The following is a 23,735-nucleotide window of genomic DNA, read 5'->3' as shown; positions in this document are numbered from 1 at the left end:
AAATAGCGAACTAGCTAAACTAGCTCGATAATTGCCATTTCGGCATTATCGCCACGACGCGGTACGGTTCGCAGGACGCGGGTGTATCCGCCGTTGCGATCGCCATACCGATCCTGAACTCCCTCAAACAGGGCATGAACTAACTGCTTGTCATAGATGTAGCCCAGTGCCTGACGCCGTGCAGATAGCGAACCATCCTTTGCCAGCGTAATCATTTTCTCGACTTCCGCACGAATTGCTTTTGCCCGCACTTTAGTTGTTGTGATTCGACCATGACGAATCAGTTCTGTAGTTAAAGCTCTCATTAGAGCCTTCCGTTGATCAGCAGGCTTTCCTAGTTGTGGTACACGACAGCGGTGACGCATTTTCTTCTGTTCCTATATACACTCCAAAAAATTCAATAGCCGCTCAAGCAAAACTTAAGTAGTTTTTGCTTTCTCATGCGGCAGGGTAATTCCCAAGCGCCGTTGTAAGGCTTCAATCACTTCTTCGGCAGACTTTTGACCGAAGTTTTTGATTTCCAAGAGGTCTTCCTGGCTGTAATCCAGCAAATCGGCTACAGAATTGATCTGAGCTCTCTTCAAGCAGTTGTAAGCTCGTACTGATAGCTGCAATTCTTCGATTGGGATTTGACTGGTTGGATCTTCATCATCTGGATATTCCTTATCAATCGGCTCCAGGTTCATCTCCTGCAGAGGCTTGAACAAATCCACTAGGGTACTAGCGGCTTGACTCAGAGCTTCTTGGGGAGTTACGCTGCCATTAGTCCAGATGTCTAATAGCAAACGGTCTCTTTCCAGAGAACCGTCGATGCGAGCATCCTCAACGCTGTAATTTACCTTATTCACTGGCATAAATACAGCGTCAATCTGGAGAAAGTCAACTGCCGCTGCATCATCACGACCCCGCTCCACAGAGCGATATCCTTTCCCTTTCTCTATCCGAAACTCCATTTCCAGCCTTGCCCCCTCTGCCAAGGTGGCAACATACTGACCTGGATCGACGATTTCCACTTCTGAAGGGAGTTCAAATTGAGCGGCTCTCACAGTTGCCGGTCCTGTAATCATGACTCGACCAATTTGGGGTTGAGAGGTGTAACTCTTGAGAACAATTTCCTTCATGTTCAGCAAGATTTCTAGGACATCCTCTCTTACACCTTCAATGGTGGCAAACTCATGATTCACCCCAGCAATCCGAACGGCTGTTACGGCAGCCCCTTCCAAATTTGACAGGAGAACCCGCCTGAGGGCATTGCCGACCGTTGTGCCTTGACCGCGCTCAAGAGGCTCCAGGACAAATTTGCTATATTGACTCTGATTCTTCAGTGTTTTAGACTCTACACACTCGATCTGAAACTGCGCCACGGAGTGACCTCCCTTATTCATAAAACCCCACGGAAAGCACTCTTGTCGTGCCCCCTTGTACATTGTTCCTGAAAAATCAGGTGTAATGTCTCAATAACTGAAGCACCAGCAGGTTGGTTTCTTGTGAAAAACTTCCCAGCTGACACTATGCGTTAGATATTTGAATCCCAACCAATAGCTGCTTAAACTCGACGCCGCTTGGGTGGACGGCAGCCGTTGTGGGGAATTGGTGTCACATCCCGGATCAAGGTAATTTCGAGTCCTGCGCCTTGAATGGCTCGAATTGCCGTTTCTCGACCCGCTCCTGGACCACTGACCATCACTTCGATTTGACGCATTCCCTGGTCAACTGCTCGACGAGCTGCACCATCGGCAGCCGTTTGAGCGGCAAAAGGCGTTCCTTTTTTCGCTCCTTTAAAACCACTGGAACCCGCTGATGCCCAGGAAACGACATCACCTCTGGTATCAGCAATTGTAACGATTGTGTTGTTGAAAGTGGACTGAATATAAGCCACTCCATTAGGTACATTGCGTTTTTGCTTTTTTGCACCTGTTTTCTTAGTTGGTCGCGCCATGTCGCTTGATAAAACTCGTGTTGGTTTAACAGAACAAATGGATTACTTCTTAGCGGGTGCCTTTTTCTTACCAGCAATAGCAACACGCCGACCTCGGCGAGTTCGGGCATTAGTACGAGTTCGTTGCCCCCGTACTGGTAGTCCTAAGCGATGACGACGCCCACGATAGGTGCCAATGTCAACCAACCGCTTGATGTTCATTGACTCCAAGCGTCTCAGGTCGCCTTCCACCTGATAATTTTCTACCGCCCCTCTAAGGGCTGCTACATCGGAATCGCTTAAATCCTTGACCCGTATATCTGGATTAACTCCTGTTGCTGCCAAAATTTCTTTAGACCGCGACAGACCGATTCCATAGATATATGTCAGACCAATTTCTACTCGCTTGTCGCGAGGAAGGTCTACACTGGCAATCCGTGCCACGCTTTTTTCTCCCTATTTCTTGGTTTTGTGCTACAAATTAGTCTTAAGAGCCTATGGGCTATCCCTGACGCTGTTTATGCTTGGGATTTTGGCAAATCACCATAACCCGACCGCGTCGCCGAATGACCCGGCATTTCTCACAAATTTTTTTGACGGATGCTCTAACTTTCATGCCTTTTTTGGCCACACTGCAAGCACTGCATTATATCATTTTTTGAGGTTTGATTGTCAATCAATATTAAATTGATTAGACCATTGAGTAAAGATAAGAACGTTCTAATCCTATTTTTTACGAAGGCGGTAGGTAATTCTACCTTTCGTTAAATCATAGGGTGTCAGTTCGACTTTAACGCGATCGCCTGGCAAGATTTTGATATAGTTACGGCGGATTTTTCCTGAAATGTGAGCAAGGACATTAAAGCCATTATCGAGATCAACACGAAACATCGCGTTTGGCAGTGACTCTGTCACTGTGCCTTCCATTTCAATTAAGTCTTGTTTAGCCAATGTGTTCAAACCTCAATTCTGTTAATCACCCCCATTCCAGACTGATGGATGTTGATCCAGGGAGTCTTAACATATTTTATCAAATATGCAAGCAAAACGGCTGAGTTACTGACCCTGCTGTTCGCTGACGATCTGTTTTAAAGAGTTTGTGACTTCTGCCATAGAGCGATCACCATCCACAACTCTCAAAACCGATCGCTCACCGTAGAAATCAATTAAAGGGGCAGTTTCCTTCCGATAAACCTCTAACCGTGTACGAATCGCCTCTGGAGTGTCATCTGAGCGTCCTCGTCCTAACAGGCGATTAACTAAAACCTCATCTGGAACATCCAGGTTGACACAAGTGCAAGTTTGGTGTGTTTCCTGCATTAAGTCATCCAAGAAAGCGGCTTGGCTAACATTTCGTGGAAAACCATCTAAAATCCAGCCACTTTGAGCATCAGCTTGACTGAGGCGATCGCGCACTAGATCTAGCAGCAACTCATCAGGAACCAACTCACCCTTATCCATATAGGCTTTAGCCTTTTGACCCAGAGGCGTTTGAGCGGCAACCGCACTTCGTAAAATCTCACCCGTGGAAATATGAGGAATATTCACCACCTCAGCCAAAAGTTTTGCCTGAGTACCTTTTCCTGCCCCTGGAGGTCCTAAGAAAATTAATCGTGTCATTCGTTATTGGTTATTGGTTGTTGGTTATTGGTTGTTGGACAGTACTTAGGCAAGAGTCCCAAGTAACTAATGACTAACAACCAATAACTGTCTACTCCTTGACCATGCCTTCGTAGCGCTGCGAAATCACGTAGGTCTGAATTTGCTTAGCGGTGTCAATCGCAACACCCACCAGAATCAGCAACGAGGTTGCGCCTAGTCCCCGGAAGGTTGGAACATTAGTCGCGCTCTCCACAGCCGTGGGTACTACAGCCACTAATCCTAAGAATATGGCTCCCAAGAACGTTAAACGGTTCAATACCCGCTCAACATACTCACTAGTAGCTCGACCCGGACGAATACCCGGAATACTCGCTCCCATTTTCTTCAGGTTTTGCGCCATATCCACTGGATTCACAATCAAAGAGGCGTAGAAGTAGCTGAAGAACACAATCAAGACTAAATAGACCAAGACATACAACCAAGGGGTCTGACCATTCGGGTTCATGTAATTTGAAACTTGAACCAGAACTTGGTTGATTGGCGCTAAAAATTTGTTATTAGCATTACTAGCTGTGAACTGAGCTAAGGAGGCAGGGAGAATCAGAACCGCCGAAGCAAAGATAATCGGCATAACGCCGCCCTGATTTAACCGCAGCGGCAGGTAGCTTGTCCGCTCACGGTAGAGCCTTCGTCCTACTTGACGCCTTGCTGAAATAATTGGAATGCGGCGGGTTCCCTCTTGTACAAAGACAATCCCGACAATCATCACCAGGAAAACCAGCAGCAAGATCACTACCTTACCGACTGTTTCACGACCACCCGTCTGAGCAAACTCAATGGTTTGACCTAAGGTAGTAGGCAGAGCCGCCACAATATTGACAAAAATCAACAGCGAAGCACCGTTACCAATGCCACGCTCAGTGATTAGCTCTGATATCCACATCACAAACATGGAACCAGCCGTTAGTGCTAGTGCTGTTTCAGCCACAAATAGAGGCCCGCGAGTAGTAGTGGCAAAGCGCTCTACCCATAGAGCAATCCCAATACTATTTGCTATTGCCCATCCGACAGCAACATACCGGGTAATTTGAGAGATTTTTCTTCTGCCCGCTTCTCCTTCATTCTTCTGTAAGTTCTCCAGAGAAGGGATTGCAGCGGTTAGCAGTTGCAGGATAATCGAGGCATTAATGTAAGGCAAGATTCCTAGAGCAAAAATTCCTAAGGCAGAAAGTCCACCTCCAGAGAAAATGTCCAAAAATCCAATAACTGGGCTGTTTTTAATGGCTGCGGCAAAGCTTTCCCGGTCAATACCTGGTACAGGTAAGAAAACACCAAGGCGAGCTAAAATCAGCAGACCAATGGTCACAAGCAGCCGACCTCTAAGGCCAGCTGCTTGTGCCATTTGCATAAAAGTCTCTTGAGCAGTTGGAGCTTTGTCTCGACTTACGACCATAAAGGGCTACCTCTACAGAATATTGGCGTGGGTTAGCACTAGGCACTGGCGCGAGTCCAGACCTTTCGACCCTCTATCACTTCACAGCTACCACCAGCCGCCTCAATTTTACTGCGGGCACCCGCCGTGAAGGCAGCCGCTTTAACGTTGAGCGGAACGCTCAGTTCCCCGTCGCCGAGAAGTTTTAGCGGACCATCATTGGTTGTAACAATACCTACCTCCATTAAGGAGGTCAATGTTACTTCTGTATCAGCCGGGAGTGATGCTAATCTACCCACGTTGATCGTAGTGTAATGTTTAGGGTTGATGACCGTAAAGTGCTTTAACTTAGGCAGACGACGGTACAACGGCATCTGACCCCCTTCAAAACCCGGTCGTGTACTCCGACCTGATCGTGATTTTTGACCCCGCATCCCTAGTCCAGCACTAGCCCCTTGACCAGCCGCGATCCCGCGACCAACACGGCGTCGGCGTTTCTTGGAGCCTTTTTGGGGCACTGCATCATTTAGTCTCATAATTTTCGTGTCAGTTGTCAGGTGTCAGGTGTTAATCGTCAGTTGTCCTTGTGCGACTGACCAATAACTTAAATCTGATTAGGCGTAAAGGTTCTCAATCGGAACACCTCGTTCTTCAGCCACTTCAGAAAATGTACGTAGCGAATCAAGAGCGTTGATAGCGGCTCTAGCATTGTTCAAGGGGTTATTAGAACCCAACTGCTTAGCCAGAATATTACGAACCCCAGCTAATTCAAGTACTGTACGCACAGCACCACCAGCAATTACACCAGTTCCAGGAGCTGCGGGTCGCATCATCACCTTAGCTCCAACAGCAGCACCGTTGGATGGGTGAGGAATGGAATTAGATTTGGTTAAGGGCACATCAATTAATTGCTTTTTCCCATCAGCAACCCCCTTGCGGACAGCACCAATAACATCACTGGCTTTGCCGACACCAACACCAACTTGTCCCCGTTCATTGCCCACGACGACAATCGCACGGAAGCTTAATTTTTTACCGCCTTTGACAACCTTACTGACACGACGGATTTGAATAACCCGTTCTTGCCAAGTAGTGTCTTTTTCTTTAGCGCGGCTACTTTTTCTACGAGTTGCCATAGTTTTGTTAGTTGTTCGTTGTTAGTTGTTCGTTGTTAGTTGTTCGTTGTAGTCAATTACTCTATTTATTGACTTATGATGCATGACCAACAACTTAAAATTCGAGTCCGGCTTCACGAGCGGCTTCAGCAAGGGCTTTGACGCGACCATGGTAAAGATTACCACCTCGGTCAAAGACAACTTTTGAAATGCCTTTTTCAATGGTTCGCTGAGCAATTAACTTGCCAACCTCAACAGACGCTTCACAAGTTGCCCCGGATTCTACATTCGATTTTAAAGTCGGCTCTAGAGTAGAAGCAGCAGCTAAGGTATGTTGTAGATTGTCGTCAATTACCTGCACATAGATATGCTGATTGGAGCGAAACACGGCTAGTCGAGGACGCTCTGCCGTACCCGTTACTTTTCGACGCACTCGGTGATGCCGCCGCCGTACCGATTCTTTACGAGTCAGTTTCATCTTACTTCTTACCTGCTTTACCTGCTTTACGTCTAACTACTTCACCGGCATAACGAATGCCTTTGCCTTTGTAAACTTCCGGTGGGCGGACAGCACGAATGCGGGCGGCTGTATTACCCACGATTTCTTTGTTGATCCCACTAACAATCACGTTAGTGTTGCCTTCTACTGCCAGTTGAATACCTTCAGGAGGGACAATTTCAACGGGTTTGCTATAACCGACGTTTAGAATCAGGTTGCGACCTTGAACTTGCGCTCGATAACCAACGCCTTGGATTTGCAACCGCTTTTCAAAACCGTTGGAAACCCCTTCAACCATGTTGGCGACCAAAGTGCGAGACAGTCCATGGCGCTGACGAGCTATTCGAGACTCATCCCGACGTAATACCCGTATTGTCTCACCTTCTTGCTCGACTGTTACTTGCTCTGGCAGAACTCGATCCAGTTCTCCTTTAGGACCTTTAACAGCAACATGTTGACCGTCAATCTTCACGGTTACTTTGCTGGGAATGTCTATGATGCGCTTGCCAATACGAGACATGACTGCGATTGTCCTTTGTCAGTTGCTAGTTGTTCATTGCCTATTGCTGCTATGAACCGTAACGATTACCACACGTAGCACAGCACTTCGCCACCAATTCCTTGACGTCGTGCTTCTCGGTCGGTCATGATGCCACTGGAAGTGGAGATAATAGCAATGCCAATACCCCCTAGTACCCTTGGTAACTCTTGGCGGTTGGAATAAACCCTCAAGCCCGGTTTACTAACACGCTTCAGAGCTGTGATAATGGGCTGGCGGTTTTTGCCTTTGTATTTTAGGGAAACCACTAAGTATTTTTTAATACCTTCCCCTGTTTCTTCAAAATCAGCAATAAAGCCTTCGTCTTTGAGTACTTTGGCAATACTGCGGGTCATTCTTGTTGCTGGTACATTCGTCGTTTGTTGCTGCACTAAGCACGCATTCCGAATGCGAGTTAGCATATCTGCAATTGTGTCGTTTGCCGCCATTTTTGTTTCCTATGCTTACAGCTTAGTTCTCCCGGAAAGGCATACCCATCTCTTTGAGTAAGGCTCGACCTTCTTCGTCGGTGTGTGCTGTTGTGATAATTGAAATATCCATGCCTCGAATCTGATCAACGCTGTCGTACTCTACCTCTGGAAAGATGAGTTGCTCTCGAACACCAAGGGTATAGTTACCACGACCATCGAAGCTTTTAGGACTAACACCACGAAAGTCACGAATTCTTGGTAGAGCTAGGTTAATTAATCGATCAAGAAACGAGTACATACGCCTTGAACGGAGGGTAACCATGACACCAACAGGCATTCCTTCTCGAATTTTAAAACCCGCGATCGCTTTTCTGGCTCGTGTTACCACAGGTTTTTGACCTGTAATGATTGCCAATTCATTCAAAGACGATTCCAATGCCTTGGCATTCTGAGAGGCTTCCCCTAATCCTCTGTTAACCGTAACTTTTATAACTTGGGGAACTTGATGGATATTTTCATATCCAAACTGCTCTTTAAGTTTTGGGACTATCGTTTCTTGATAGAGAGTCTTCAGTCGGTCTGCCATATTTTTGTCCTTTTCACCCCTGGGCTTAGTCAGGGAAATATGTTTTATCCGTGTCAGTCGTTAGTTGTCGGTTGGCTCACTACTAAATCAATTGACAAATAACAAATGGCTAATTAGTCGATAATTTCACCCGTTTTTTTTAGCATCCGCACCTTACGACCCTGATCGTTAAAGGTGTAGCAGATACGGCTGGCAACCTTTTGCTTATTGGAGTAAAGCATGACGTTGGAGCTGTGGATGGGAGCCTCGACGGTGACAATTTGACCTGTTTCACCTTCCTGCTGAGGCTTGACATGCTTAGTTTTGATGTTAACCCCTTTGACAATTACCGCGCTTTTCCTTGGTAACGTCTGCAAAATTTCTCCAACTTTGCCTTTATCTCGACCAGCAATCACCTGAACGGTGTCGCCCTTTTTAACATGCATTTTGTAGCGCACTGAAGTATTCTTCGCGCCCATCAGTTTACTTGCCATCAGAGTACCTCCGGAGCGAGGGAAACAATTTTCGTGAAGTTTTTGTCGCGCAATTCTCGCGCTACAGGTCCAAAAACACGGGTTCCCCGTGGGTTTCCGTCAGCGTTGATGATGACGGCAGCATTGTCGTCAAAGCGAATACTCATACCGCTGTCTCGGCGTAGCCCTTTGCGGGTACGAACAATTACAGCCCTTACAACGTCTGACTTTTTGACTGCCATGTTTGGGATTGCATCCTTCACCACGGCAATGATCACATCACCTACACCGCCATAGCGACGGTTTCCTGCGCCTAACACGCGAATGCACATCAATTTTCGTGCCCCGCTGTTGTCAGCGACATTCAGGTAAGTTTCTTGTTGAATCATGGGTGAACCTCCTTTTTAGTTGTTAGTTGTTAGTTGTTAGCTGGTGTGTTGTTAGTTCTCCAAAAACTAAAAACTAACAACTACGCTTAGGCTTGAGTTGCCTTGCTGAGGATTTCAGCAACCGTCCAGCGTTTGGTACGGCTTAAGGGTCGGGTTTCGCGAATCCGAACGCGATCGCCCTCTTTGCACTGATTTTCCTCATCGTGAGCTTTGTAGCGCTTTGTACGGACTACGATTTTCCCGTATTTGGGGTGGGCAGTCCGATTTTCTACAGCGACAACAACGGTTTTAGTCATTTTGTCGCTGACAACCAGACCCACTCGTTCTTTAACTGCCATTGGGGTTACTCCTCTTGTGCATCAGGTTGTGGGACTTCAGTCGCTGACGGTTCAGCCGCCGCAGCAAGTTGACGCTCCCGTTCAACGGTCATCAACTGGGAAATGCGGTGTCGAGTGTGCTTAAACAGATGCGACTTTTCCAAACGTCGGGTGGCTTGTTGCATCCGCAAGTCAAACAGTTCGCGCTTTGCAGCGAGAATTGCATCAGCCAGTTCCTGATCACTTAAACTTCTGGCATCTTCAATCTTGGGCAGAGGCATGACTTATACCTGTTCCCCTTCACGGGTAATGAACTTCGTTTTAATGGGCAACTTATTAGAAGCGAGACGCATCGCCTCACGGGCAATTTCTTCGGAAACTCCGGCAATTTCGTAGAGGATTCGACCCGGTTTTACAACGGCAACCCAAAATTCTGGATTACCTTTACCTGAACCCATCCGGGTTTCAGCGGCACGCTGCGTCACGGGTTTATCCGGGAAAACACGAATCCAGATTTTGCCACCCCGGCGGATGTAGCGAGTCATCGCTCGACGACCCGCTTCAATTTGTCGTGCTGTAATCCAGGAGGGTTCTGTTGCTTGCAGAGCGAAGTCACCAAAGTTCAACGTACTACCACGAGTGGCTACACCGGACATTCGTCCGCGCTGCTGTTTACGGAATTTTGTTCTTCTAGGACTTAACATGGTTCGTTGTTTGTTGTTTGTTGTTTGTTGTTTGTTGCTTGTTAAAGATGATCAATAACTAACAATCAACAACTCATAACTACTCATTTGAGCGATCTTCAAATTGCTGACGACGCCGTTGTTGACGACGACGAGGTTGAGCCGCTGCAGGAGTCGGCTGTTCTTCTTGTCCGGGAATGATTTCTCCTTTAAAGACCCAAACTTTTACGCCTAAAATTCCGTAAATTGTTTTAGCTGTGCGGTAGGAGTAGTCAATGTTGGCTCGGAGGGTATGCAGAGGTACCCGTCCTTCGCGAGTCCACTCGGTTCGAGCGATTTCTGCTCCATTTAACCGACCACTTACCTGAATTTTAATGCCCTGAACATCAGCGCGTTGCGCTCGTTGAATGGCTTGACGCACTACCCGCCGGAAGGAAACCCTTCGCTCTAGTTGTTGTGCAATGTACTCAGCAATCAATTCGGCATCGGCATCTACTCGTGCGACTTCAATGACATTGATGCGAATTTGACGATTACTGCCCAACGCTTGCTGAAGACCAACGCGCAAGTTATCAATTCCACTACCGCCACGACCGACGACAACGCCAGGTCGAGCGGTATGAATTTCTAAGTCAATTTGGTCAGCTTTGCGTTCAATCCGGATTTCTGAAATCCCAGCGTTGTTGAGTTTTTCCTGAACGTATTGACGAATTTTGTGGTCTTCTTGTAATACTTCTGGATACCGCTTGGTGTCTGCAAACCAGCGAGAGCGATGCTCTTGGGTGATACCCAGTCGTAAACCAATTGGATGAATTTTTTGTCCCACGAATCTTTCCTTTCCTTGTCAGTTGCCAGTTGTTAATCGTTAGTTGTCACTTGTATCGCTACTGACTCATGACTTTGCATCAACTTGGGGAGAAACAGCCACTGTGATATGGCATGTTGGCTTACGAATTTGGTAAGCACGACCTTGCGCTCTTGGTCGAAAACGCTTTAAGCTGGGTCCCATATCAGCATAAGCTTGAGTGATGACCAATCCCGCTGGGTCAAGACCAGCATTATGCTCAGCGTTTGCTACAGCGGAGCGTAAGACTTTCAAGACGGGATCACAAGCTCGGTAAGGCATAAATTCTAGAATAATCAGGGCTTCCCGATAGGAACGCCCTCGAATTTGATCAAGAACTCGCCTCACTTTAAAGGGAGACATTCGGATGTAGCGAGCGATCGCTTTTGTTTCTGCTGTAGTATCTATTGCCATAGTTTTATTCGCTCTAAAAAGCTGTGAGGGAATGACCGCTCAAACCTTCTAACGACCAGCCCTCCGGTCGCCTTTAGCATGTCCACGAAATGTGCGAGTTGGCGCAAATTCTCCAAGCTTATGCCCCACCATTTGCTCGTTGATAAAAATTGGGACATGGGTTCGTCCGTTATGAACTGCGATCGTGTGACCAATCATCTGGGGCAAAATTGTCGAGGCTCGTGACCAGGTTTTGATAACCTGTTTTTCACCTTTGGCATTAAGAACTTCAATCTTAGTGAGAAGACTATCAGCGACAAAAGGACCTTTTTTTAAAGAACGACCCATAATGAACGTACCTACTTTTTACCTGGTTGTTAGCTGTTAGTTGTTAGTTTTTAGTGAGGATAACCGTCTAAACACTAAAAACTAACAACTTTCTCTTCTATGACTGACGACCACCACGTCCGCGCTTCGAGGTTTTCCGCCGACGCCGGACAATTAAAGAACTGCTTTGCTTCTTGGGCTTGCGAGTTTTTGCGCCCAAGGCTGGTTTGCCCCAAGGTGTCACGGGTCCAGATCTCCCGATAGGCGCTCTTCCTTCACCACCGCCATGTGGGTGATCCACCGGGTTCATGACACTTCCTCGAACCTCTGGGCGGCGTCCTCTATGGCGATTGCGACCAGCTTTGCCCAAACTAATGTTTCTATCCTCAATGTTGCCCACTTGTCCAATGGTTGCGTAACACTCCCGACGCACCATTCGGACTTCACTAGAGGGAAGCTTGAGCGTTACATAATTGCCTTCTTTTGCAACAACTTGAGCAGTTGCTCCAGCCGCACGAACAATTTGCCCGCCTCGCCCCGGTCTCAGTTCAACATTATGAACGCTCGTTCCTAGAGGAATACTTCTTAAAGGTAAAGCGTTTCCAACTTCTATAGGTGCTTCGGGTCCGGACAGAATTGTTGTACCTACTGCTAACTTATCGGGATGAAGAATATAGCGTTTTTCTCCGTCCTGATAGTAAATCAGTGCGATTCGGGCATTCCGATTGGGGTCGTACTCGATAGCAGCAACTTTGCCTGGGATATTGTGCTTATCACGGCGAAAGTCAATCACTCGATATAGACGCTTGTGACCGCCACCACGACGACGACTAGTAATCACGCCGCGATTGTTACGACCCTTGACGCGATGATTAGACTGTGTTAAAGATTTTTCCGGTTCACTGCGCGTAATCTCGGCAAAATCTGAGATAGTACCCTGACGAGTACCAGGAGTATATGGTCGATAAGAACGGATGCCCATAACGAATATCCTTTACTTGCTTTATCTCTGGGGCTTGCTAATTGGGCAGTAGTGATTAGGGATTGGGATGAAAGCGATTAGAGCCTCATACTTGGTACTTTCCCAAGTCCGCTACCCCAGTCCTATACTTCTGGGAACAGGGTAATCGAGTCTCCTGTCTTTAAGGTCACAACTGCACGTTTGTATTGCGGCTTGTAACCGACAAATTTGCCGACTCGGCGCTTTTTGCGTGGTGGACGGAGGGTATTGACGCTGGTAACATTGACATCAAATAGGCTTTCAATCGCCGCTTTGATTTCTGGTTTGGTGGCTTTGAGAATTACTTCAAAGACATATTTATTCTGCTCTAAAAGCAGGGTTGCCTTTTCTGTAACAATCGGGCGAAGCACTAAATCAGCAAGGTTGCGGGGGTCGTACTTACTCACTGTAAACCTCCTGAATTTTGGCAAGGGCAGTGTTAGTTGTCACGATTTTGTCAGCGTTAAGGATGTCATAGACATTCAAACTGGTTGCCGAGATCAACTTAACCGTTGAAAGATTACGCGCTGACAAATAAACCATTTCTTCTACTTCAGGCAGAATTAAAAGTACTTTTGATTCTGCGGTGATGCCCCACCGTGCGAACGCTCCTATCAGTTCTTTAGTCTTTGGTCGTGGCAGTTGGGCAGCAAAATCCTCAACCACAATTAAATCTTCAGTACGGCTCTGAAACGCTGTTCTTAGAGCCAGTCGGCGTTCTTTGCGGTTCATTTTGATGTTGAAATCTCTGGGTTTAGGTCCAAAGATCACACCACCACCCCGCCATAGGGGGGAACGAATCGAACCCGCACGCGCCCGACCTGTTCCTTTTTGCCGCCAAGGTTTGCGTCCACCTCCACTCACTTCTGCACGAGTTTTGGTAGAGACAGTTCCTTGACGAGAATTCGTCATTTGCCGCACCATCGCTCGGTGAACAATGTGAGCGGCGCTCTCTTCTTTTGCAACTCGCAAGTCTAAGGTTGCCTGTCCAACCTCTTCCCCTTGCCAGTTCCGCACTACACAATCAACCATAACTTTACGTCCTTAGTCCTTAGTCCTTAGTCCTAGTCATTTCTCTTTTTGTCCATGGTTCACATTGCGGATTCATTGCCATGAACGCTGAACCTTGAGCCGTGACTATCGACCAACCTGTTTAGCCGGGGTGATGCTCAAAAGCGCCCCAGGCTTGCCAGGAACTGCGCCTTTAATCAGAAGCAAGTTACGATCTGCATCTACACGCACTACCTCAAGCTTGCGAATCGTGACGCGATCGCCGCCCAATCGACCAGCCATTCTCTTACCAGGAAACGTGCGACCAGGCGTTGTTCCGGCTCCAGTCGAACCAGGCTGGCGGTGATTTTTGGAACCATGCGCCATCGGTCCCCGCTTAAAGTTGTGACGTTTCTGATAACCAGCGAACCCACGACCGATACTTGTTCCACTGACATCAACGATTTGACCATTACTGAACAGGCTCGCGTTGACTGCCTGACCCAATTCAAATTCACTCGTATCATCCAAACGATACTCGCGTAGGTGTCGCAGTGCTGGCGCACTGGATTTGGCAAAGTGCCCCATTTCAGGCTTAGACAGTGCCTTGGGCTTGACTTCTTGATAACCAACTTGAACAGCCGTGTAGCCATCCGTTTGCTTGGTTTTGATTTGTGTCACAGTGCATGGACCGGCTTGGACGATAGTGACAGGAAGCGCTCTTCCTTCGTCATCGAACACTTGGGTCATGCCGAGTTTTGTGCCGAGGATACCGACAGACACAGGTTTCTCCTTCTTATATAGTCATTACAGTGAGAGTAACTAGCGGTATTCAGTGAATCCGCGCTACCTCACAAACTTGTCAATATAACCTCCAGACAGCAATCTCTTCAGCCGAAGAAAAAAATATGCCCTTTGGTAGCCCTGCAATCTTTAAGAGCTAGATTGTGCGAACCGCTTTAACGGGTTAGTACTAACTAACCCTGTCGCCTTAACTCGTCAGGACTTAAGTCTTAATAGCCCCAGTATCCTTAACGTGGCGAAAGTTCAAGTTAGGTCTAAGTATAGAAGCTGTCAGTCAAAGAACCTTGCAAATTCTCTTACGTTAAGGGTATTTGCCTTTACCGTTAGGTAGAACAAATAACGCCTGTAAGGACTTCCCAGTTTTGAACTTGTGGTTCAAAGACCAGAGCGTATCCTGACCTCAGTTGCTTCCACGCAACCTTCGTTTTATCACAATTTTAAACTATACAATAATTTTCCTGTCTTTGTCTAGTGAGTCACTTTACTTTCAGCAAATTGATCGCAGTTGAGGGATTGAAGGGCGTAATCTGCCCATCATCTATAATAAACTGCTAACGATAGTTTATAAAACTTAAGGCGGAATCGGAGGTAGAGATGGCACTTATTACAACAGGCAGCTCATTCATCCGCGACATAGAGCAGTCGGGCGCATTGGCAATGTATGTGCCCTTAGAAGGAGGATTTGAAGGGCGCTACTGCCGTCGGTTGCGCGCAGCAGGCTATACCACCTTGAACTTTAGCGCTAGAGGGTTGGGTGACTTAGCCGCTTATCTAACTGGTGTCCACGGTGTTCGTCCTCCTCATTTAGGTAAGAAAGATATTCGAGTTTATTATCTGCCGCCTGTAGTGGGCTACCAATTAGAAAATCTGCCTCCTAAATCAAAAGGACTAGTACTCTGGATTATTGAAGGTTCGATTTTGTCTCAGCAAGAAGTGGAATACTTAACCACATTGCCCAAACAGGAACCGCGAGTGAAAATAGCTGTGGAGATGGGAGGCGATCGCGCTTTCCGTTGGACACCACTTAAAAATGCGTTACCTGGACTCTTGTCAGCAGGTACTCCCTAACATCTACCACTACAGCGGCGAGTTTTTAGGCTGGTGTAATTAGCTCAACATCTTATACTGCCGCCTTTATCACCCCCAAGCGACTTAGCTCAGATTTCAGGTTTTGATACCCTTGAGACAGACTGAGAAGATTGGGGGTAAATTATTTTGCTAGAGCAGCGTGACTACACATTAATTATTGATAAAAGCGGCAGTATGTCCGTTAGAGATCAGCCATCTAGTAAAAGCCGCTGGGAAGTTATGCAGGAAACTACCCTGGCATTGGCGAGTAAATGTGAAGAACTCGACCCAGATGGCATTACGATTTACTTGTTTTCTGGTCGCTTTAAACGCTACGACAACGTCACTTCTAATAAAGTCCCGCAGATCTTTCGCGAAAATGAGCCTTCTGGACGGACTGACTTAGCTAGTGTGCTGCTAGATGCAACCAATAGCTATTTTCAGCGCAAGGCGAGTGGTCAAACTAAGACAAACGGGGAGACAATTTTAATAGTGACTGATGGTGAGCCGGACGACCGCAAAGCCGTCATGAAAGTAATTATTGAAGCGTCACGACGGATGGATCGGGATGAAGAACTTGCCTTGTCCTTCATTCAAGTTGGTACAGATGCACAAGCTACTAAATTTCTCAAAATCTTAGATGATGAGTTGCAAGGTGCTGGGGCAAAGTTTGACATTGTAGATACAGTAACCATGGATGACATGGAAGACATGACTTTGTCAGAAGTCTTACTTAATGCCATCACTGATTAGGTTTAAAAAAGTATCAAGAGAATTAGCAGTTCATCGAGAGAGGCTCTATATGCTGAAAAATCGGGACTACACGCTCATTATTGATCGAAGTAGCAGTATGTCTACCCTAGACCAGCCAGGGGGTAAGAGTCGATGGGCTGCCATTCAGGAATCTACTCTAGCCGTCATAAGGCAGTGCGAGAAATTTGACCAAGATGGACTCACCGTTTATTTATTTTCCCACCGCTTTAAACGCTACAGAAACTTGACCTCTGACAAGATTGAGCAAATTTTTCAGGAAGTTGAACTACAGGGTAGCTCCAATCTAGGCAACGTTTTGCAAGATGCCATCAACAACTACTTTCAACGTAAAGCTGATGGTCAGACGAAGCCGAATGGAGAGACAATCATAGTGATTACAGATGGAGAGCCACACAATCGGATGGGTGTAACTGACGCGATTCTTGGGGCTTCTGGGCGAATCGAGCGGGCTGAAGAACTCGCTATTTCTTTCATTCAAGTGGGATCTGATCCGAAAGTTACCAGGTTTTTCAAGGCGTTGGACGATCAACTGAGAGGGATTGGTGCAAAGTTTGACATTGTAGATACAGTTACCTTCGATGATATGGAGAATATGACCCTGAAGGAAGTGTTGCTCAAGGCAATTGTTGATTAGGAGAATCTCTATTAACTGAGGGTCAAACAATGGAATCTATAGATGATTTATTGGCACAAGTTAAAGCCGAGTATCAGGAACAAGACCAAGGGATAAAACCCAAGAAAAAGCCTCTCTTCAACGAGGAAGAATTTAAATCGCCTCCACCGGCTGCACCGACTTATCAATCTCAACCTTTGCAACAAAGTTGGGTATCTCCTGCCCAGGACAGTTTGTTGTCACAGGTTAAATCTGAGTTTGAAGAAAAACAGCAAGCTGAGGAACTCCAAAAACAGCAGCAACTCAGAGAAGAACAACTCCGAAAAGAGCAACAACTTCGAGAAGAACAACATCGAGCTGAGCAGAGGAAGAAAAGGCAACGGGAGGCACTCACTCAAGAAGCAACAGAGTGGCTAAAAAATCTCAATCCTCGTTCAGAAGAAGGACTGTGGTTTGAAGATTTTTCTTATTCCTATTCCTCCAAACTAGAAGCAGCTATTGATTATCTGCAAGCTTTACGAGAAACTCATCGGTAATCGTCAAACATTAGAAGTGAAAAAAACTGATAGCCGATCGCAAACAGCATCGACGTTTTATTTTTAATTCTCCTAAATTAGGCTTCTTGCATAAATTGGAGCGTCAAGGATGATAACTATGACAGCAATTTAGCAAGAACTGATAGTTCATAAGAGTATCTCACTCTATTGAAACCGACAGGTTGGTTGGAGAGTCGTATAGGCTTAGATCAGGAATGCAATGCTGACGATTGTAGGGGGTTGTTCTTTGAATGGGAGGTTCAATTATGGAAGATCGCGACTACACACTAATCATTGACAAAAGCGGCAGTATGTCAACACCAGACCAACCTGGTGGAAGAAACCGCTGGCAGACAGCCCAAGAGTCTACCCTGGCATTGGCACGAAAATGTGAACAGTTTGACCCGGATGGCATTACTGTTTATCTATTTTCTGGTCGTTTTAAACGTTACGACAATGTAACTTCCGATAAGGTCAACCAAATCTTTCAAGAAAACGATCCAATGGGTACCACTGACCTTGCAAGTGTCCTGAAGGATGCGACTGACAAGTACTTTCAACGCAAGGCAGCAGGGGAGACAAAACCAAATGGGGAAACGATTTTGGTTATAACGGATGGGGAACCGGACGATCGTAAAGCGGTGATGCGAGTGATCATTGAAGCCTCGCGGCATATGGATCGGGATGAAGAACTAGCAATTTCGCTAATCCAGGTTGGTAGTGATGCTACAGCAACTCGGTTTCTCAAAGCATTGGATGATGAACTCCAAGGAGCTGGAGCAAAATTTGATATTGTTGACACAATTACCCTGGATGACATGGAGAACCTGACTTTGGCGGAAGTGTTGCTAAATGCCATCAATGACTAAGAACTAGCTTTGACCATTGGTTACCTCAAGTATGCACAATCGAGTACCAATGGTCAGCTATGCCACATTTAATTTGCCTACAGATAGGCATCAGGAGTCTTGCTACCACGCTTGTTTTGACTTGCTTAAGTGGCAAGTACTGTAGGAAGTAAGTTAGCCTATTGCCTTGATTTTTTTCCTCGAAGGAGGCTTTTACTGTGCAAAACCGAGATTACACACTAATAATTGACAAAAGCGGCAGTATGTCCACTCCTGATCAATTGGGTGGAAGAAGTCGTTGGGATGCCGCACAGGAATCTACCCTGGCATTGGCGAGAAAATGCGAACAGTTTGACCCAGATGGCATTACTGTGTATGTATTTTCAAGCCGCTTCAAACGCTACGACAATGTGACTTCTAGTAAGGTTGCACAAATTTTTCAAGAAAATGACCCAGCAGGGACCACAAACCTTGCGGCTGTGCTGAAAGATGCGACTGACCGATATTTTCAGCACAAAGCCTCTGGGCAAACCAAGCCAGGTGGCGAGACGATTTTGGTGATCACAGATGGTGAGCCAGATGACCGCAAAGCTGTAATGGTTGCGATTGTTGAAGCATCACGTCAGATGGAACGGGATGAAGAACTGGCAATTTCAATGATTCAAGTCGGTAACGACGCTACAGCAAGTCAGTTCCTCAAGGCATTGGATGATCAGTTGCAAGGTATTGGAGCAAAGTTTGATATCTGTGACACGCTCACGATTGATGACATGGCAGATGTGACCTTATCAGAAGTGCTGCTCAATGCCATCAGCGATTAGACGGGGTAATTTATCCGAGTTTGTCGATAAATGAAAAAAACTTAATCATTGGCGAGACGCTATGTTCTCGCTATTTTTTTGCAGATGTTTAATGACTCAACCACTAGATTTGGCGTGAGTCTTGGAGGGGATTCGCTACATCTATACATATGGGTAAAGGAAATTGGCGATCGCACTCATCAAAGACCTAGCCAGTGATGTCACCCCTACGGCTTTTCGCCACTTAAGGTCGTAAAATTTACCTCCCAATTTTTTTAGTAACGATTTAGCATATAGGGGTGACTGAACTGTACTATCCCTTGCATTCCCTAAGGGAGGGTCACTGGTTTAAGCTCATCTGCGGAGCGAGCTTCCAACACCTCCCTGCTGTCCGAAATCTCACCTTGGCTTACACTCTCGCTGGTGCTGATTGCATTGATGTCGCAGCTGACCCAGCGGTAATTGCAGCGGCTAAAGAAGCCATAGAAGTTGCCAGTGAACTAGGTGAGGTGGCTCAAGTGCGAGGGTTTGGATTCCGAAGCCGACCCTGGCTAATGGTGAGCTTGAATGATGGGGAAGACCCACATTTCCGCAAAGCTGAATTTAATCCAGAGTTGTGTCCAGCAGACTGCCCTCGTCCCTGCGAAAAGATTTGCCCAGCACAAGCTATCGTTTTCCAAAAAGCTAGTGACCACACAGAGAGAAAGAAGGAGAAAAAGGGAGCACAGGAGGGTTCCCGAATCCCGAAGTCTCAACCCCAAATCGGCAGCAGACAGATTGCTCACAGGGAAACCCCTCTAATTTCCGATATCCAACAGCCAAAATCGGATCAGCATTTCTCTGGAGTCATTGACCAACAGTGTTACGGCTGTGGTCGTTGCCTACCCGTTTGCCCTAGTGAGCTAATTTATACGCGCTCCTATGTATCAGCTCCGGAAGCGATCGCACCGCTAATTCTCCGAAGTGGTGTTGATGCTCTGGAAATCCATACACAAGTTGGGCATTTTGCAGATTTTCAACGGCTGTGGAACGCGATCGCGCCGTGGGTCGAAAAGCTCAAGCTCTTAGCAATTAGCTGTCCTGATGATGACGGTTTGATTGAGTACCTATGGTCACTTTACGAACTCATCAAACCTCTACCCTGTGCCCTCGTTTGGCAGACTGATGGTCGTCCGATGAGTGGCGATATTGGTGCTGGCGCGACAAGAGCCGCTGTAAAACTCTCTGACAAAGTCATTGCGGCGGGGTTACCGGGATATGTACAGCTAGCGGGTGGTACCAACAACCATACCGTGGCAAAACTCAAAGCAGCAGGACTACTTAAGGAGTGGGGAATGGGGAATGGGGAATGGGGAGACATAACAGAAAAAATTCCCTTCTCCCCGGTTTCTCCCTGCTTCAAGGCGGATACGGTTTCCTCGCCCTTAGTCACGGCTCCCCACTGCCAACCTTATGTTGCAGGTATTGCTTATGGTAGTTACGCTCGTGTATTACTTTCACCGATTCTAGACAAATTAGAAGAATTGAATGGCGAAGACGTTGAGAGAAATCTTGTTTTACATCAAAGTCCTGCCTTCGGGCACCTTGAAGCCTTACCTGAATTGCTTTGGCAGGCGGTGGCAAGTGCCCATTCTCTCGTTTCGCAGCTAAAGTTCAGAAAAAAACTGCCGCAACCGTTACCTAACTAAACCAAAAAGTTTAGTAAAAACAAATTTTCCAGCCCACCGACAAAAGCAGCGATCGCTGTCTTTGATGCGAGCATATGGTGAATTTCCACAGTATCAATCCCTCTGATCAACAACTGTTTTCTAATCAAGAAGCGCCAGTAGTGGACGAAAACCTCATTTCAAACAGGATGCAGATTACAGACGACCTCCAAAAGTTGCTAGACATTTTGCCTGAGCAAATTCGCTCATCAGTAGAGCAACACCCACAGCGAGACAGCTTGATTGAGGTGGTCATGGATCTTGGCCGCTTCCCAGAAGTGCGTTTTCCTGGCAAGGCGGAGTATCTCTCCGACATACCCGTCACTCAGGAACAGTTGAATTATTGCGTTGAGCGAGTGGGACACTTCAGCGGTGATAATCGGGCTGGAATTGAGCGAACTCTGCACCGGATTAGTGCAATTCGTAATCGCCCTGGTGAAATTATTGGCTTAACTTGTCGTGTTGGTCGAGCCATCTTTGGCACGATTGGCATGATTCGTGACTTGGTAGAAACGGGTCAGTCAATTCTCATGCTGGGGCGTCCGGGTGTTGGCAAAACAACGGCTTTGCGGGAAATTGCCAGAGTCTTAGCTGATGATTTGCACAAACGAGTCGTGATTATTGATACTTCCAATGAAATTGCGGGTGATGGCGACATTCCCCACCCAGCGATTGGGAGAGCGAGACGAATGCAAGTCGCCCGTCCGGAACTTCAGCATCAGGTGATGATTGAGGCGGTGGAAAACCATATGCCCGAAGTCATCGTGATTGATGAAATTGGTACAGAACTCGAAGCCTTAGCTGCTCGTACCATTGCGGAGCGAGGTGTTCAGTTAGTGGGAACGGCTCACGGGAATCAAATTGAAAACCTGATTAAAAACCCTACCCTCTCTGATTTAGTTGGGGGTATCCAGGCGGTAACGCTGGGAGATGATGAAGCGAGACGCCGAGGCTCTCAGAAAACCGTTCTAGAGCGTAAGGCACCTCCAACGTTTGAAATTGCAGTGGAAATGCTAGAGCGGCAGCGCTGGGTAATCCACGAGAGCGTTTCTGACACTGTTGATGAATTGCTCAGAAGTCGTCAACCGAATCCACAGGTGAGAATGGTAGATGACACTGGGAAGGTGATGATTACCCGTGAGTTTCCTAGTGCTCCGGTAGCAACACCACCGAACAGAAATGTTCTCTCCTCTTCCATGACAAGACCAAATGGCTGGCGCTCATCCGGGCAGATGAAGCCACTGTCGCGTCAGGCACCAGAGCGGACTTCTGAAAATCGTTATTTTGAACAGTTGCTCGATCAATCTTGGCAACAGCAAGACGGGTTGGGCAGTGGGATGCGGATGCCAAGCCCAAATGGAGAGGATTTGCCACTGCATGTTTATCCTTACGGTGTCAGCCGCCATCAATTGGAGCAAGTCATCCGGGTACTAAACTTGCCCGTAGTCTTGACAAAAGACATGGATAGTGCAGATGCGGTTCTGGGTTTGCGATCGCACGTCAAAAATCACGGCAAGCTTCGCTCAATTGCCAAAGCGCGTCAGGTACCTATCCATGCGGTAAAAGCCAGCACCATCCCTCAGATTACCCGCGCTTTGCGGCATCTGTTGGACATGGACGACCCTAGTATGCCAGATGAGGCTGACTTGCGCTTATTTACCGAAAGTGGCACAGAAGACGAAATTGAGGCACTAGAGGAAGCCCGTCTTGCGGTTGAGCAAATCGTGATTCCCAAAGGGCAACCTGTGGAATTGCTGCCGCGATCGCCAAAAGTGCGTAAGATGCAACATGAGCTAGTCGAACACTATCGCCTTAAGTCTGACAGTTTCGGCGATGAACCCAATCGGCGCTTACGCATTTATCCTGCCTAAGTTGGCTTGGCACTTCAACCCTACATAAGACAACTAAGTAACGTTTTTGAATAGAGGGCTTGCAGAAATTGAAGTTGCAAGCCCTCTATAGCAGAAAGCCGTCAGCTATCAGCTTTTTCGTTTTCCTCGCTCTCTTTTGGTTTCAGACACCTGAGCTGTACCTCATCTCGCCAGGAAACCGCTATATCAATTTGTACAGTTAACGAACTTTTCCCTTCCCAATCTTCCCGCTCACCCAAATTTATCTAAAACTCATCGAATAACTTGACATTCCTTGGGCATTAATTGCTAGAATCATCAAGGTGAAGCCAATGGGGTGTAGCCAAGTGGTAAGGCAGCGGGTTTTGGTCCCGCCATTCCCTAGGTTCGAATCCTAGCACCCCAGTTGAAATTGAAATTATTCCAGTGCTTAAACTGGCTGCTGACTACCAGTCGCTACCTCATCCCCAGAATCTGGGAGAGATGGGCGTAGACAAAGATACAGTAGTGGTCCAACCAGAGGTACTAGCGCTACCGCCCAAAATACTTGGGAATTTTTCCAACCACGTCGTGCCATATCATCGCCTAGAAGTGCTGGGAACAAGAGGCACAATAGGCAAAAATCCAAACTCATGACATGAATGAAGCGGTTGGTTTGCCACTGCTGAGCAAAATCTCCCCAATTGCCTTTAAGTAACCCGAAGCTCAACAAACCCAAAGTTCCTAAAGTAAGGGCAACACCAAGCCAGCGAGAATCTAACACCTTTAGGAAGGTGCCCTTAGAGCCAGTAAACTCCTGATTCGGTTGGCGTAGCGCCAGATAGGGCAACAAGGCAAACGCTCCTACACCAAACGATACTGTGGCAAAGAGCCATGCAGGGATTTTCTGCTGTCTGCCATCAATAAACATCAATGCCCCATAAATCATCGGCCAGATACCCATGATGTTGAATAGGGCAATGATTAACGGGTTAATCCCTTCCCACTTACCTGTGGAAAGATTTTTAATCAGTTCTGGGGTTTCAGGTTGGTTGGGAGGGGCAAGAAGAAAGGCATAAGTGATAACACCAAGCCAAAGTAACCAAAATCCAATTTTTCTGCTCATACAGGATAACTAAGCCAAGCTAGTCGATTACCCTACAGATTTTCTAGGAAAGGCTGGTCTAAATAAACCTACTTTGTGTACAAAGTTTCCTGACTGCTACCAATAATCGCTGTCA

35 protein-coding genes and 1 tRNA gene are annotated in these 23,735 nt (G+C 46.9%); 9 read left to right on the top strand and 27 right to left on the bottom strand.

The genetic code is table 11. From position 1 onward, the window contains the following. Window positions 1-14 precede the first annotated feature (14 nt). The 26 genes from rplQ to rplC all read right to left on the bottom strand — a co-directional run bounded on the left by rplQ (window position 15) and on the right by rplC (window position 14,299). Complete coding sequence (rplQ, locus tag H6F98_RS27760; RefSeq protein ID WP_192221960.1) at window positions 15-365, bottom strand: 50S ribosomal protein L17; 351 nt, start codon at window positions 363-365, stop codon at window positions 15-17. Between the two features lie 54 nt (window positions 366-419). Then, the gene (locus H6F98_RS27755) at window positions 420-1,364 is read right to left on the bottom strand and encodes a DNA-directed RNA polymerase subunit alpha (protein ID WP_192221959.1); all 945 of its coding nucleotides are present in this window, start codon (window positions 1,362-1,364) and stop codon (window positions 420-422) included. Between the two features lie 182 nt (window positions 1,365-1,546). Beyond that, the gene (gene rpsK / locus H6F98_RS27750) at window positions 1,547-1,939 is read right to left on the bottom strand and encodes a 30S ribosomal protein S11 (RefSeq protein WP_192221958.1); all 393 of its coding nucleotides are present in this window, start codon (window positions 1,937-1,939) and stop codon (window positions 1,547-1,549) included. Window positions 1,940-1,981: 42 nt separating this feature from the next. Beyond that, window positions 1,982-2,362: a 30S ribosomal protein S13 gene (gene rpsM / locus H6F98_RS27745; RefSeq protein ID WP_192221957.1), complete on the bottom strand. Its 381-nt coding sequence runs from the start codon at window positions 2,360-2,362 to the stop codon at window positions 1,982-1,984. A 58-nt stretch (window positions 2,363-2,420) separates the two neighbouring features. Then, complete coding sequence (rpmJ, locus tag H6F98_RS27740; RefSeq protein ID WP_192221956.1) at window positions 2,421-2,534, bottom strand: 50S ribosomal protein L36; 114 nt, start codon at window positions 2,532-2,534, stop codon at window positions 2,421-2,423. Window positions 2,535-2,644: 110 nt separating this feature from the next. After that, entirely contained in the window at window positions 2,645-2,869 is a 225-nt protein-coding gene (gene infA / locus H6F98_RS27735) for a translation initiation factor IF-1 (protein WP_008191178.1), read from the bottom strand. A 105-nt stretch (window positions 2,870-2,974) separates the two neighbouring features. Beyond that, a complete protein-coding gene (locus tag H6F98_RS27730; RefSeq protein ID WP_192221955.1) occupies window positions 2,975-3,538 on the bottom strand; it encodes an adenylate kinase in 564 nt (187 codons plus the stop codon). 91 nt (window positions 3,539-3,629) lie between these two features. Beyond that, the gene (gene secY, locus H6F98_RS27725) at window positions 3,630-4,973 is read right to left on the bottom strand and encodes a preprotein translocase subunit SecY (RefSeq protein ID WP_192221954.1); all 1,344 of its coding nucleotides are present in this window, start codon (window positions 4,971-4,973) and stop codon (window positions 3,630-3,632) included. Window positions 4,974-5,011: 38 nt separating this feature from the next. Continuing rightward, the gene (gene rplO, locus H6F98_RS27720; protein WP_192221953.1) at window positions 5,012-5,488 is read right to left on the bottom strand and encodes a 50S ribosomal protein L15; all 477 of its coding nucleotides are present in this window, start codon (window positions 5,486-5,488) and stop codon (window positions 5,012-5,014) included. 78 nt (window positions 5,489-5,566) lie between these two features. Further along, a complete protein-coding gene (rpsE, locus tag H6F98_RS27715; RefSeq protein WP_192221952.1) occupies window positions 5,567-6,088 on the bottom strand; it encodes a 30S ribosomal protein S5 in 522 nt (173 codons plus the stop codon). A 94-nt stretch (window positions 6,089-6,182) separates the two neighbouring features. Next, window positions 6,183-6,545, bottom strand: coding sequence for a 50S ribosomal protein L18 (gene rplR, locus H6F98_RS27710; RefSeq protein ID WP_192221951.1), 363 nt, complete (start codon window positions 6,543-6,545; stop codon window positions 6,183-6,185). A gap of 1 nt (window position 6,546) precedes the next feature. Continuing rightward, window positions 6,547-7,086: a 50S ribosomal protein L6 gene (gene rplF / locus H6F98_RS27705; RefSeq protein ID WP_192221950.1), complete on the bottom strand. Its 540-nt coding sequence runs from the start codon at window positions 7,084-7,086 to the stop codon at window positions 6,547-6,549. 65 nt (window positions 7,087-7,151) lie between these two features. Further along, window positions 7,152-7,553: a 30S ribosomal protein S8 gene (rpsH, locus tag H6F98_RS27700; protein ID WP_192221949.1), complete on the bottom strand. Its 402-nt coding sequence runs from the start codon at window positions 7,551-7,553 to the stop codon at window positions 7,152-7,154. A 22-nt stretch (window positions 7,554-7,575) separates the two neighbouring features. Next, on the bottom strand, window positions 7,576-8,121 hold the full coding sequence (rplE, locus tag H6F98_RS27695; RefSeq protein ID WP_192221948.1) for a 50S ribosomal protein L5: 546 nt from the start codon (window positions 8,119-8,121) through the stop codon (window positions 7,576-7,578). 113 nt (window positions 8,122-8,234) lie between these two features. Next, entirely contained in the window at window positions 8,235-8,594 is a 360-nt protein-coding gene (gene rplX / locus H6F98_RS27690; RefSeq protein ID WP_242058727.1) for a 50S ribosomal protein L24, read from the bottom strand. Beyond that, window positions 8,594-8,962, bottom strand: a complete 369-nt coding sequence (gene rplN / locus H6F98_RS27685) for a 50S ribosomal protein L14 (RefSeq protein WP_192221947.1) — start codon at window positions 8,960-8,962, stop codon at window positions 8,594-8,596. Before rplN ends, rplX begins: the two co-directional genes overlap by 1 nt. An 86-nt stretch (window positions 8,963-9,048) precedes the next feature. Continuing rightward, window positions 9,049-9,300, bottom strand: coding sequence for a 30S ribosomal protein S17 (rpsQ, locus tag H6F98_RS27680; protein ID WP_192221946.1), 252 nt, complete (start codon window positions 9,298-9,300; stop codon window positions 9,049-9,051). A gap of 5 nt (window positions 9,301-9,305) precedes the next feature. Then, window positions 9,306-9,560, bottom strand: coding sequence for a 50S ribosomal protein L29 (rpmC, locus tag H6F98_RS27675; protein ID WP_192221945.1), 255 nt, complete (start codon window positions 9,558-9,560; stop codon window positions 9,306-9,308). A 3-nt stretch (window positions 9,561-9,563) separates the two neighbouring features. Continuing rightward, window positions 9,564-9,983, bottom strand: a complete 420-nt coding sequence (rplP, locus tag H6F98_RS27670; RefSeq protein WP_192221944.1) for a 50S ribosomal protein L16 — start codon at window positions 9,981-9,983, stop codon at window positions 9,564-9,566. A 79-nt stretch (window positions 9,984-10,062) separates the two neighbouring features. After that, window positions 10,063-10,788: a 30S ribosomal protein S3 gene (rpsC, locus tag H6F98_RS27665; protein ID WP_192221943.1), complete on the bottom strand. Its 726-nt coding sequence runs from the start codon at window positions 10,786-10,788 to the stop codon at window positions 10,063-10,065. 66 nt (window positions 10,789-10,854) lie between these two features. After that, window positions 10,855-11,220, bottom strand: a complete 366-nt coding sequence (gene rplV, locus H6F98_RS27660) for a 50S ribosomal protein L22 (RefSeq protein WP_192221942.1) — start codon at window positions 11,218-11,220, stop codon at window positions 10,855-10,857. A gap of 48 nt (window positions 11,221-11,268) precedes the next feature. After that, window positions 11,269-11,547, bottom strand: coding sequence for a 30S ribosomal protein S19 (rpsS, locus tag H6F98_RS27655; protein ID WP_192221941.1), 279 nt, complete (start codon window positions 11,545-11,547; stop codon window positions 11,269-11,271). Between the two features lie 97 nt (window positions 11,548-11,644). Beyond that, entirely contained in the window at window positions 11,645-12,508 is an 864-nt protein-coding gene (gene rplB / locus H6F98_RS27650; RefSeq protein ID WP_192221940.1) for a 50S ribosomal protein L2, read from the bottom strand. Between the two features lie 122 nt (window positions 12,509-12,630). Continuing rightward, window positions 12,631-12,933, bottom strand: coding sequence for a 50S ribosomal protein L23 (locus H6F98_RS27645; RefSeq protein ID WP_192221939.1), 303 nt, complete (start codon window positions 12,931-12,933; stop codon window positions 12,631-12,633). Next, window positions 12,926-13,558 (bottom strand): 50S ribosomal protein L4, encoded by a 633-nt coding sequence (rplD, locus tag H6F98_RS27640; protein WP_192221938.1) that lies wholly within the window; start codon window positions 13,556-13,558, stop codon window positions 12,926-12,928. Before rplD ends, H6F98_RS27645 begins: the two co-directional genes overlap by 8 nt. Before the next feature lie 105 nt (window positions 13,559-13,663). Beyond that, the gene (gene rplC / locus H6F98_RS27635; RefSeq protein ID WP_192221937.1) at window positions 13,664-14,299 is read right to left on the bottom strand and encodes a 50S ribosomal protein L3; all 636 of its coding nucleotides are present in this window, start codon (window positions 14,297-14,299) and stop codon (window positions 13,664-13,666) included. Between the two features lie 615 nt (window positions 14,300-14,914). Here rplC and H6F98_RS27630 point away from each other — a divergent pair. The 9 genes from H6F98_RS27630 to H6F98_RS27590 all read left to right on the top strand — a co-directional run bounded on the left by H6F98_RS27630 (window position 14,915) and on the right by H6F98_RS27590 (window position 22,921). Next, entirely contained in the window at window positions 14,915-15,388 is a 474-nt protein-coding gene (locus tag H6F98_RS27630) for an NAD(P)H-quinone oxidoreductase subunit N (protein WP_192221936.1), read from the top strand. A 147-nt stretch (window positions 15,389-15,535) separates the two neighbouring features. Continuing rightward, window positions 15,536-16,141, top strand: coding sequence for a VWA domain-containing protein (locus H6F98_RS27625; RefSeq protein ID WP_192221935.1), 606 nt, complete (start codon window positions 15,536-15,538; stop codon window positions 16,139-16,141). Between the two features lie 49 nt (window positions 16,142-16,190). Next, window positions 16,191-16,796, top strand: coding sequence for a VWA domain-containing protein (locus H6F98_RS27620; RefSeq protein WP_192221934.1), 606 nt, complete (start codon window positions 16,191-16,193; stop codon window positions 16,794-16,796). Window positions 16,797-16,825: 29 nt separating this feature from the next. After that, window positions 16,826-17,311, top strand: coding sequence for a salt stress protein, Slr1339 family (locus tag H6F98_RS27615; RefSeq protein ID WP_192221933.1), 486 nt, complete (start codon window positions 16,826-16,828; stop codon window positions 17,309-17,311). A gap of 263 nt (window positions 17,312-17,574) precedes the next feature. Continuing rightward, window positions 17,575-18,180 (top strand): VWA domain-containing protein, encoded by a 606-nt coding sequence (locus H6F98_RS27610; protein WP_192222036.1) that lies wholly within the window; start codon window positions 17,575-17,577, stop codon window positions 18,178-18,180. Window positions 18,181-18,377: 197 nt separating this feature from the next. Continuing rightward, the gene (locus H6F98_RS27605; protein ID WP_192221932.1) at window positions 18,378-18,980 is read left to right on the top strand and encodes a VWA domain-containing protein; all 603 of its coding nucleotides are present in this window, start codon (window positions 18,378-18,380) and stop codon (window positions 18,978-18,980) included. 278 nt (window positions 18,981-19,258) lie between these two features. Beyond that, window positions 19,259-20,647 carry an LdpA C-terminal domain-containing domain gene (locus H6F98_RS27600; RefSeq protein WP_192221931.1) on the top strand — a complete coding sequence of 463 codons (1,389 nt, stop codon included), beginning with the start codon at window positions 19,259-19,261 and terminating at the stop codon, window positions 20,645-20,647. Window positions 20,648-20,814: 167 nt separating this feature from the next. Continuing rightward, window positions 20,815-22,536 carry a R3H domain-containing nucleic acid-binding protein gene (locus H6F98_RS27595; RefSeq protein WP_242058726.1) on the top strand — a complete coding sequence of 574 codons (1,722 nt, stop codon included), beginning with the start codon at window positions 20,815-20,817 and terminating at the stop codon, window positions 22,534-22,536. A gap of 312 nt (window positions 22,537-22,848) precedes the next feature. After that, window positions 22,849-22,921: transfer RNA gene (locus tag H6F98_RS27590), tRNA-Gln, on the top strand. Window positions 22,922-22,945: 24 nt separating this feature from the next. Here H6F98_RS27590 and H6F98_RS27585 read toward each other — a convergent pair. Continuing rightward, window positions 22,946-23,620, bottom strand: coding sequence for a DUF2834 domain-containing protein (locus H6F98_RS27585; RefSeq protein ID WP_192221929.1), 675 nt, complete (start codon window positions 23,618-23,620; stop codon window positions 22,946-22,948). Window positions 23,621-23,735: the final 115 nt, after the last annotated feature.

Origin of the sequence: Microcoleus sp. FACHB-SPT15 (genome assembly GCF_014849525.1) — a bacterium.
GTDB lineage: Bacteria > Cyanobacteriota > Cyanobacteriia > Cyanobacteriales > Coleofasciculaceae > Symplocastrum > Symplocastrum torsivum.
This window is presented reverse-complemented; position numbering and strand designations above follow the sequence as displayed.

Coding starts and splice junctions, on each gene's coding strand:
- rpsH (WP_192221949.1), bottom strand. CDS start 7,553: ATGGCGGCAAACGACACAATTGCAGATATGCTAACTCGCATTCGGAAT.
- H6F98_RS27730 (WP_192221955.1), bottom strand. CDS start 3,538: ATGACACGATTAATTTTCTTAGGACCTCCAGGGGCAGGAAAAGGTACT.
- rplF (WP_192221950.1), bottom strand. CDS start 7,086: ATGTCTCGTATTGGCAAGCGCATCATAGACATTCCCAGCAAAGTAACC.
- rpsQ (WP_192221946.1), bottom strand. CDS start 9,300: ATGGCAGTTAAAGAACGAGTGGGTCTGGTTGTCAGCGACAAAATGACT.
- rpsE (WP_192221952.1), bottom strand. CDS start 6,088: ATGGCAACTCGTAGAAAAAGTAGCCGCGCTAAAGAAAAAGACACTACT.
- rpmJ (WP_192221956.1), bottom strand. CDS start 2,534: ATGAAAGTTAGAGCATCCGTCAAAAAAATTTGTGAGAAATGCCGGGTC.
- H6F98_RS27620 (WP_192221934.1), top strand. CDS start 16,191: ATGCTGAAAAATCGGGACTACACGCTCATTATTGATCGAAGTAGCAGT.
- rplB (WP_192221940.1), bottom strand. CDS start 12,508: ATGGGCATCCGTTCTTATCGACCATATACTCCTGGTACTCGTCAGGGT.
- rplO (WP_192221953.1), bottom strand. CDS start 5,488: ATGAGACTAAATGATGCAGTGCCCCAAAAAGGCTCCAAGAAACGCCGA.
- rplX (WP_242058727.1), bottom strand. CDS start 8,594: ATGGCAAGTAAACTGATGGGCGCGAAGAATACTTCAGTGCGCTACAAA.
- H6F98_RS27615 (WP_192221933.1), top strand. CDS start 16,826: ATGGAATCTATAGATGATTTATTGGCACAAGTTAAAGCCGAGTATCAG.
- rpsK (WP_192221958.1), bottom strand. CDS start 1,939: ATGGCGCGACCAACTAAGAAAACAGGTGCAAAAAAGCAAAAACGCAAT.
- H6F98_RS27585 (WP_192221929.1), bottom strand. CDS start 23,620: ATGAGCAGAAAAATTGGATTTTGGTTACTTTGGCTTGGTGTTATCACT.
- rplV (WP_192221942.1), bottom strand. CDS start 11,220: ATGGCAATAGATACTACAGCAGAAACAAAAGCGATCGCTCGCTACATC.
- rplR (WP_192221951.1), bottom strand. CDS start 6,545: ATGAAACTGACTCGTAAAGAATCGGTACGGCGGCGGCATCACCGAGTG.
- rplD (WP_192221938.1), bottom strand. CDS start 13,558: ATGGTTGATTGTGTAGTGCGGAACTGGCAAGGGGAAGAGGTTGGACAG.
- H6F98_RS27595 (WP_242058726.1), top strand. CDS start 20,815: ATGCAGATTACAGACGACCTCCAAAAGTTGCTAGACATTTTGCCTGAG.
- rplN (WP_192221947.1), bottom strand. CDS start 8,962: ATGATTCAACAAGAAACTTACCTGAATGTCGCTGACAACAGCGGGGCA.
- rpmC (WP_192221945.1), bottom strand. CDS start 9,560: ATGCCTCTGCCCAAGATTGAAGATGCCAGAAGTTTAAGTGATCAGGAA.
- rplP (WP_192221944.1), bottom strand. CDS start 9,983: ATGTTAAGTCCTAGAAGAACAAAATTCCGTAAACAGCAGCGCGGACGA.
- secY (WP_192221954.1), bottom strand. CDS start 4,973: ATGGTCGTAAGTCGAGACAAAGCTCCAACTGCTCAAGAGACTTTTATG.
- rplE (WP_192221948.1), bottom strand. CDS start 8,121: ATGGCAGACCGACTGAAGACTCTCTATCAAGAAACGATAGTCCCAAAA.
- rpsS (WP_192221941.1), bottom strand. CDS start 11,547: ATGGGTCGTTCTTTAAAAAAAGGTCCTTTTGTCGCTGATAGTCTTCTC.
- H6F98_RS27630 (WP_192221936.1), top strand. CDS start 14,915: ATGGCACTTATTACAACAGGCAGCTCATTCATCCGCGACATAGAGCAG.
- rplQ (WP_192221960.1), bottom strand. CDS start 365: ATGCGTCACCGCTGTCGTGTACCACAACTAGGAAAGCCTGCTGATCAA.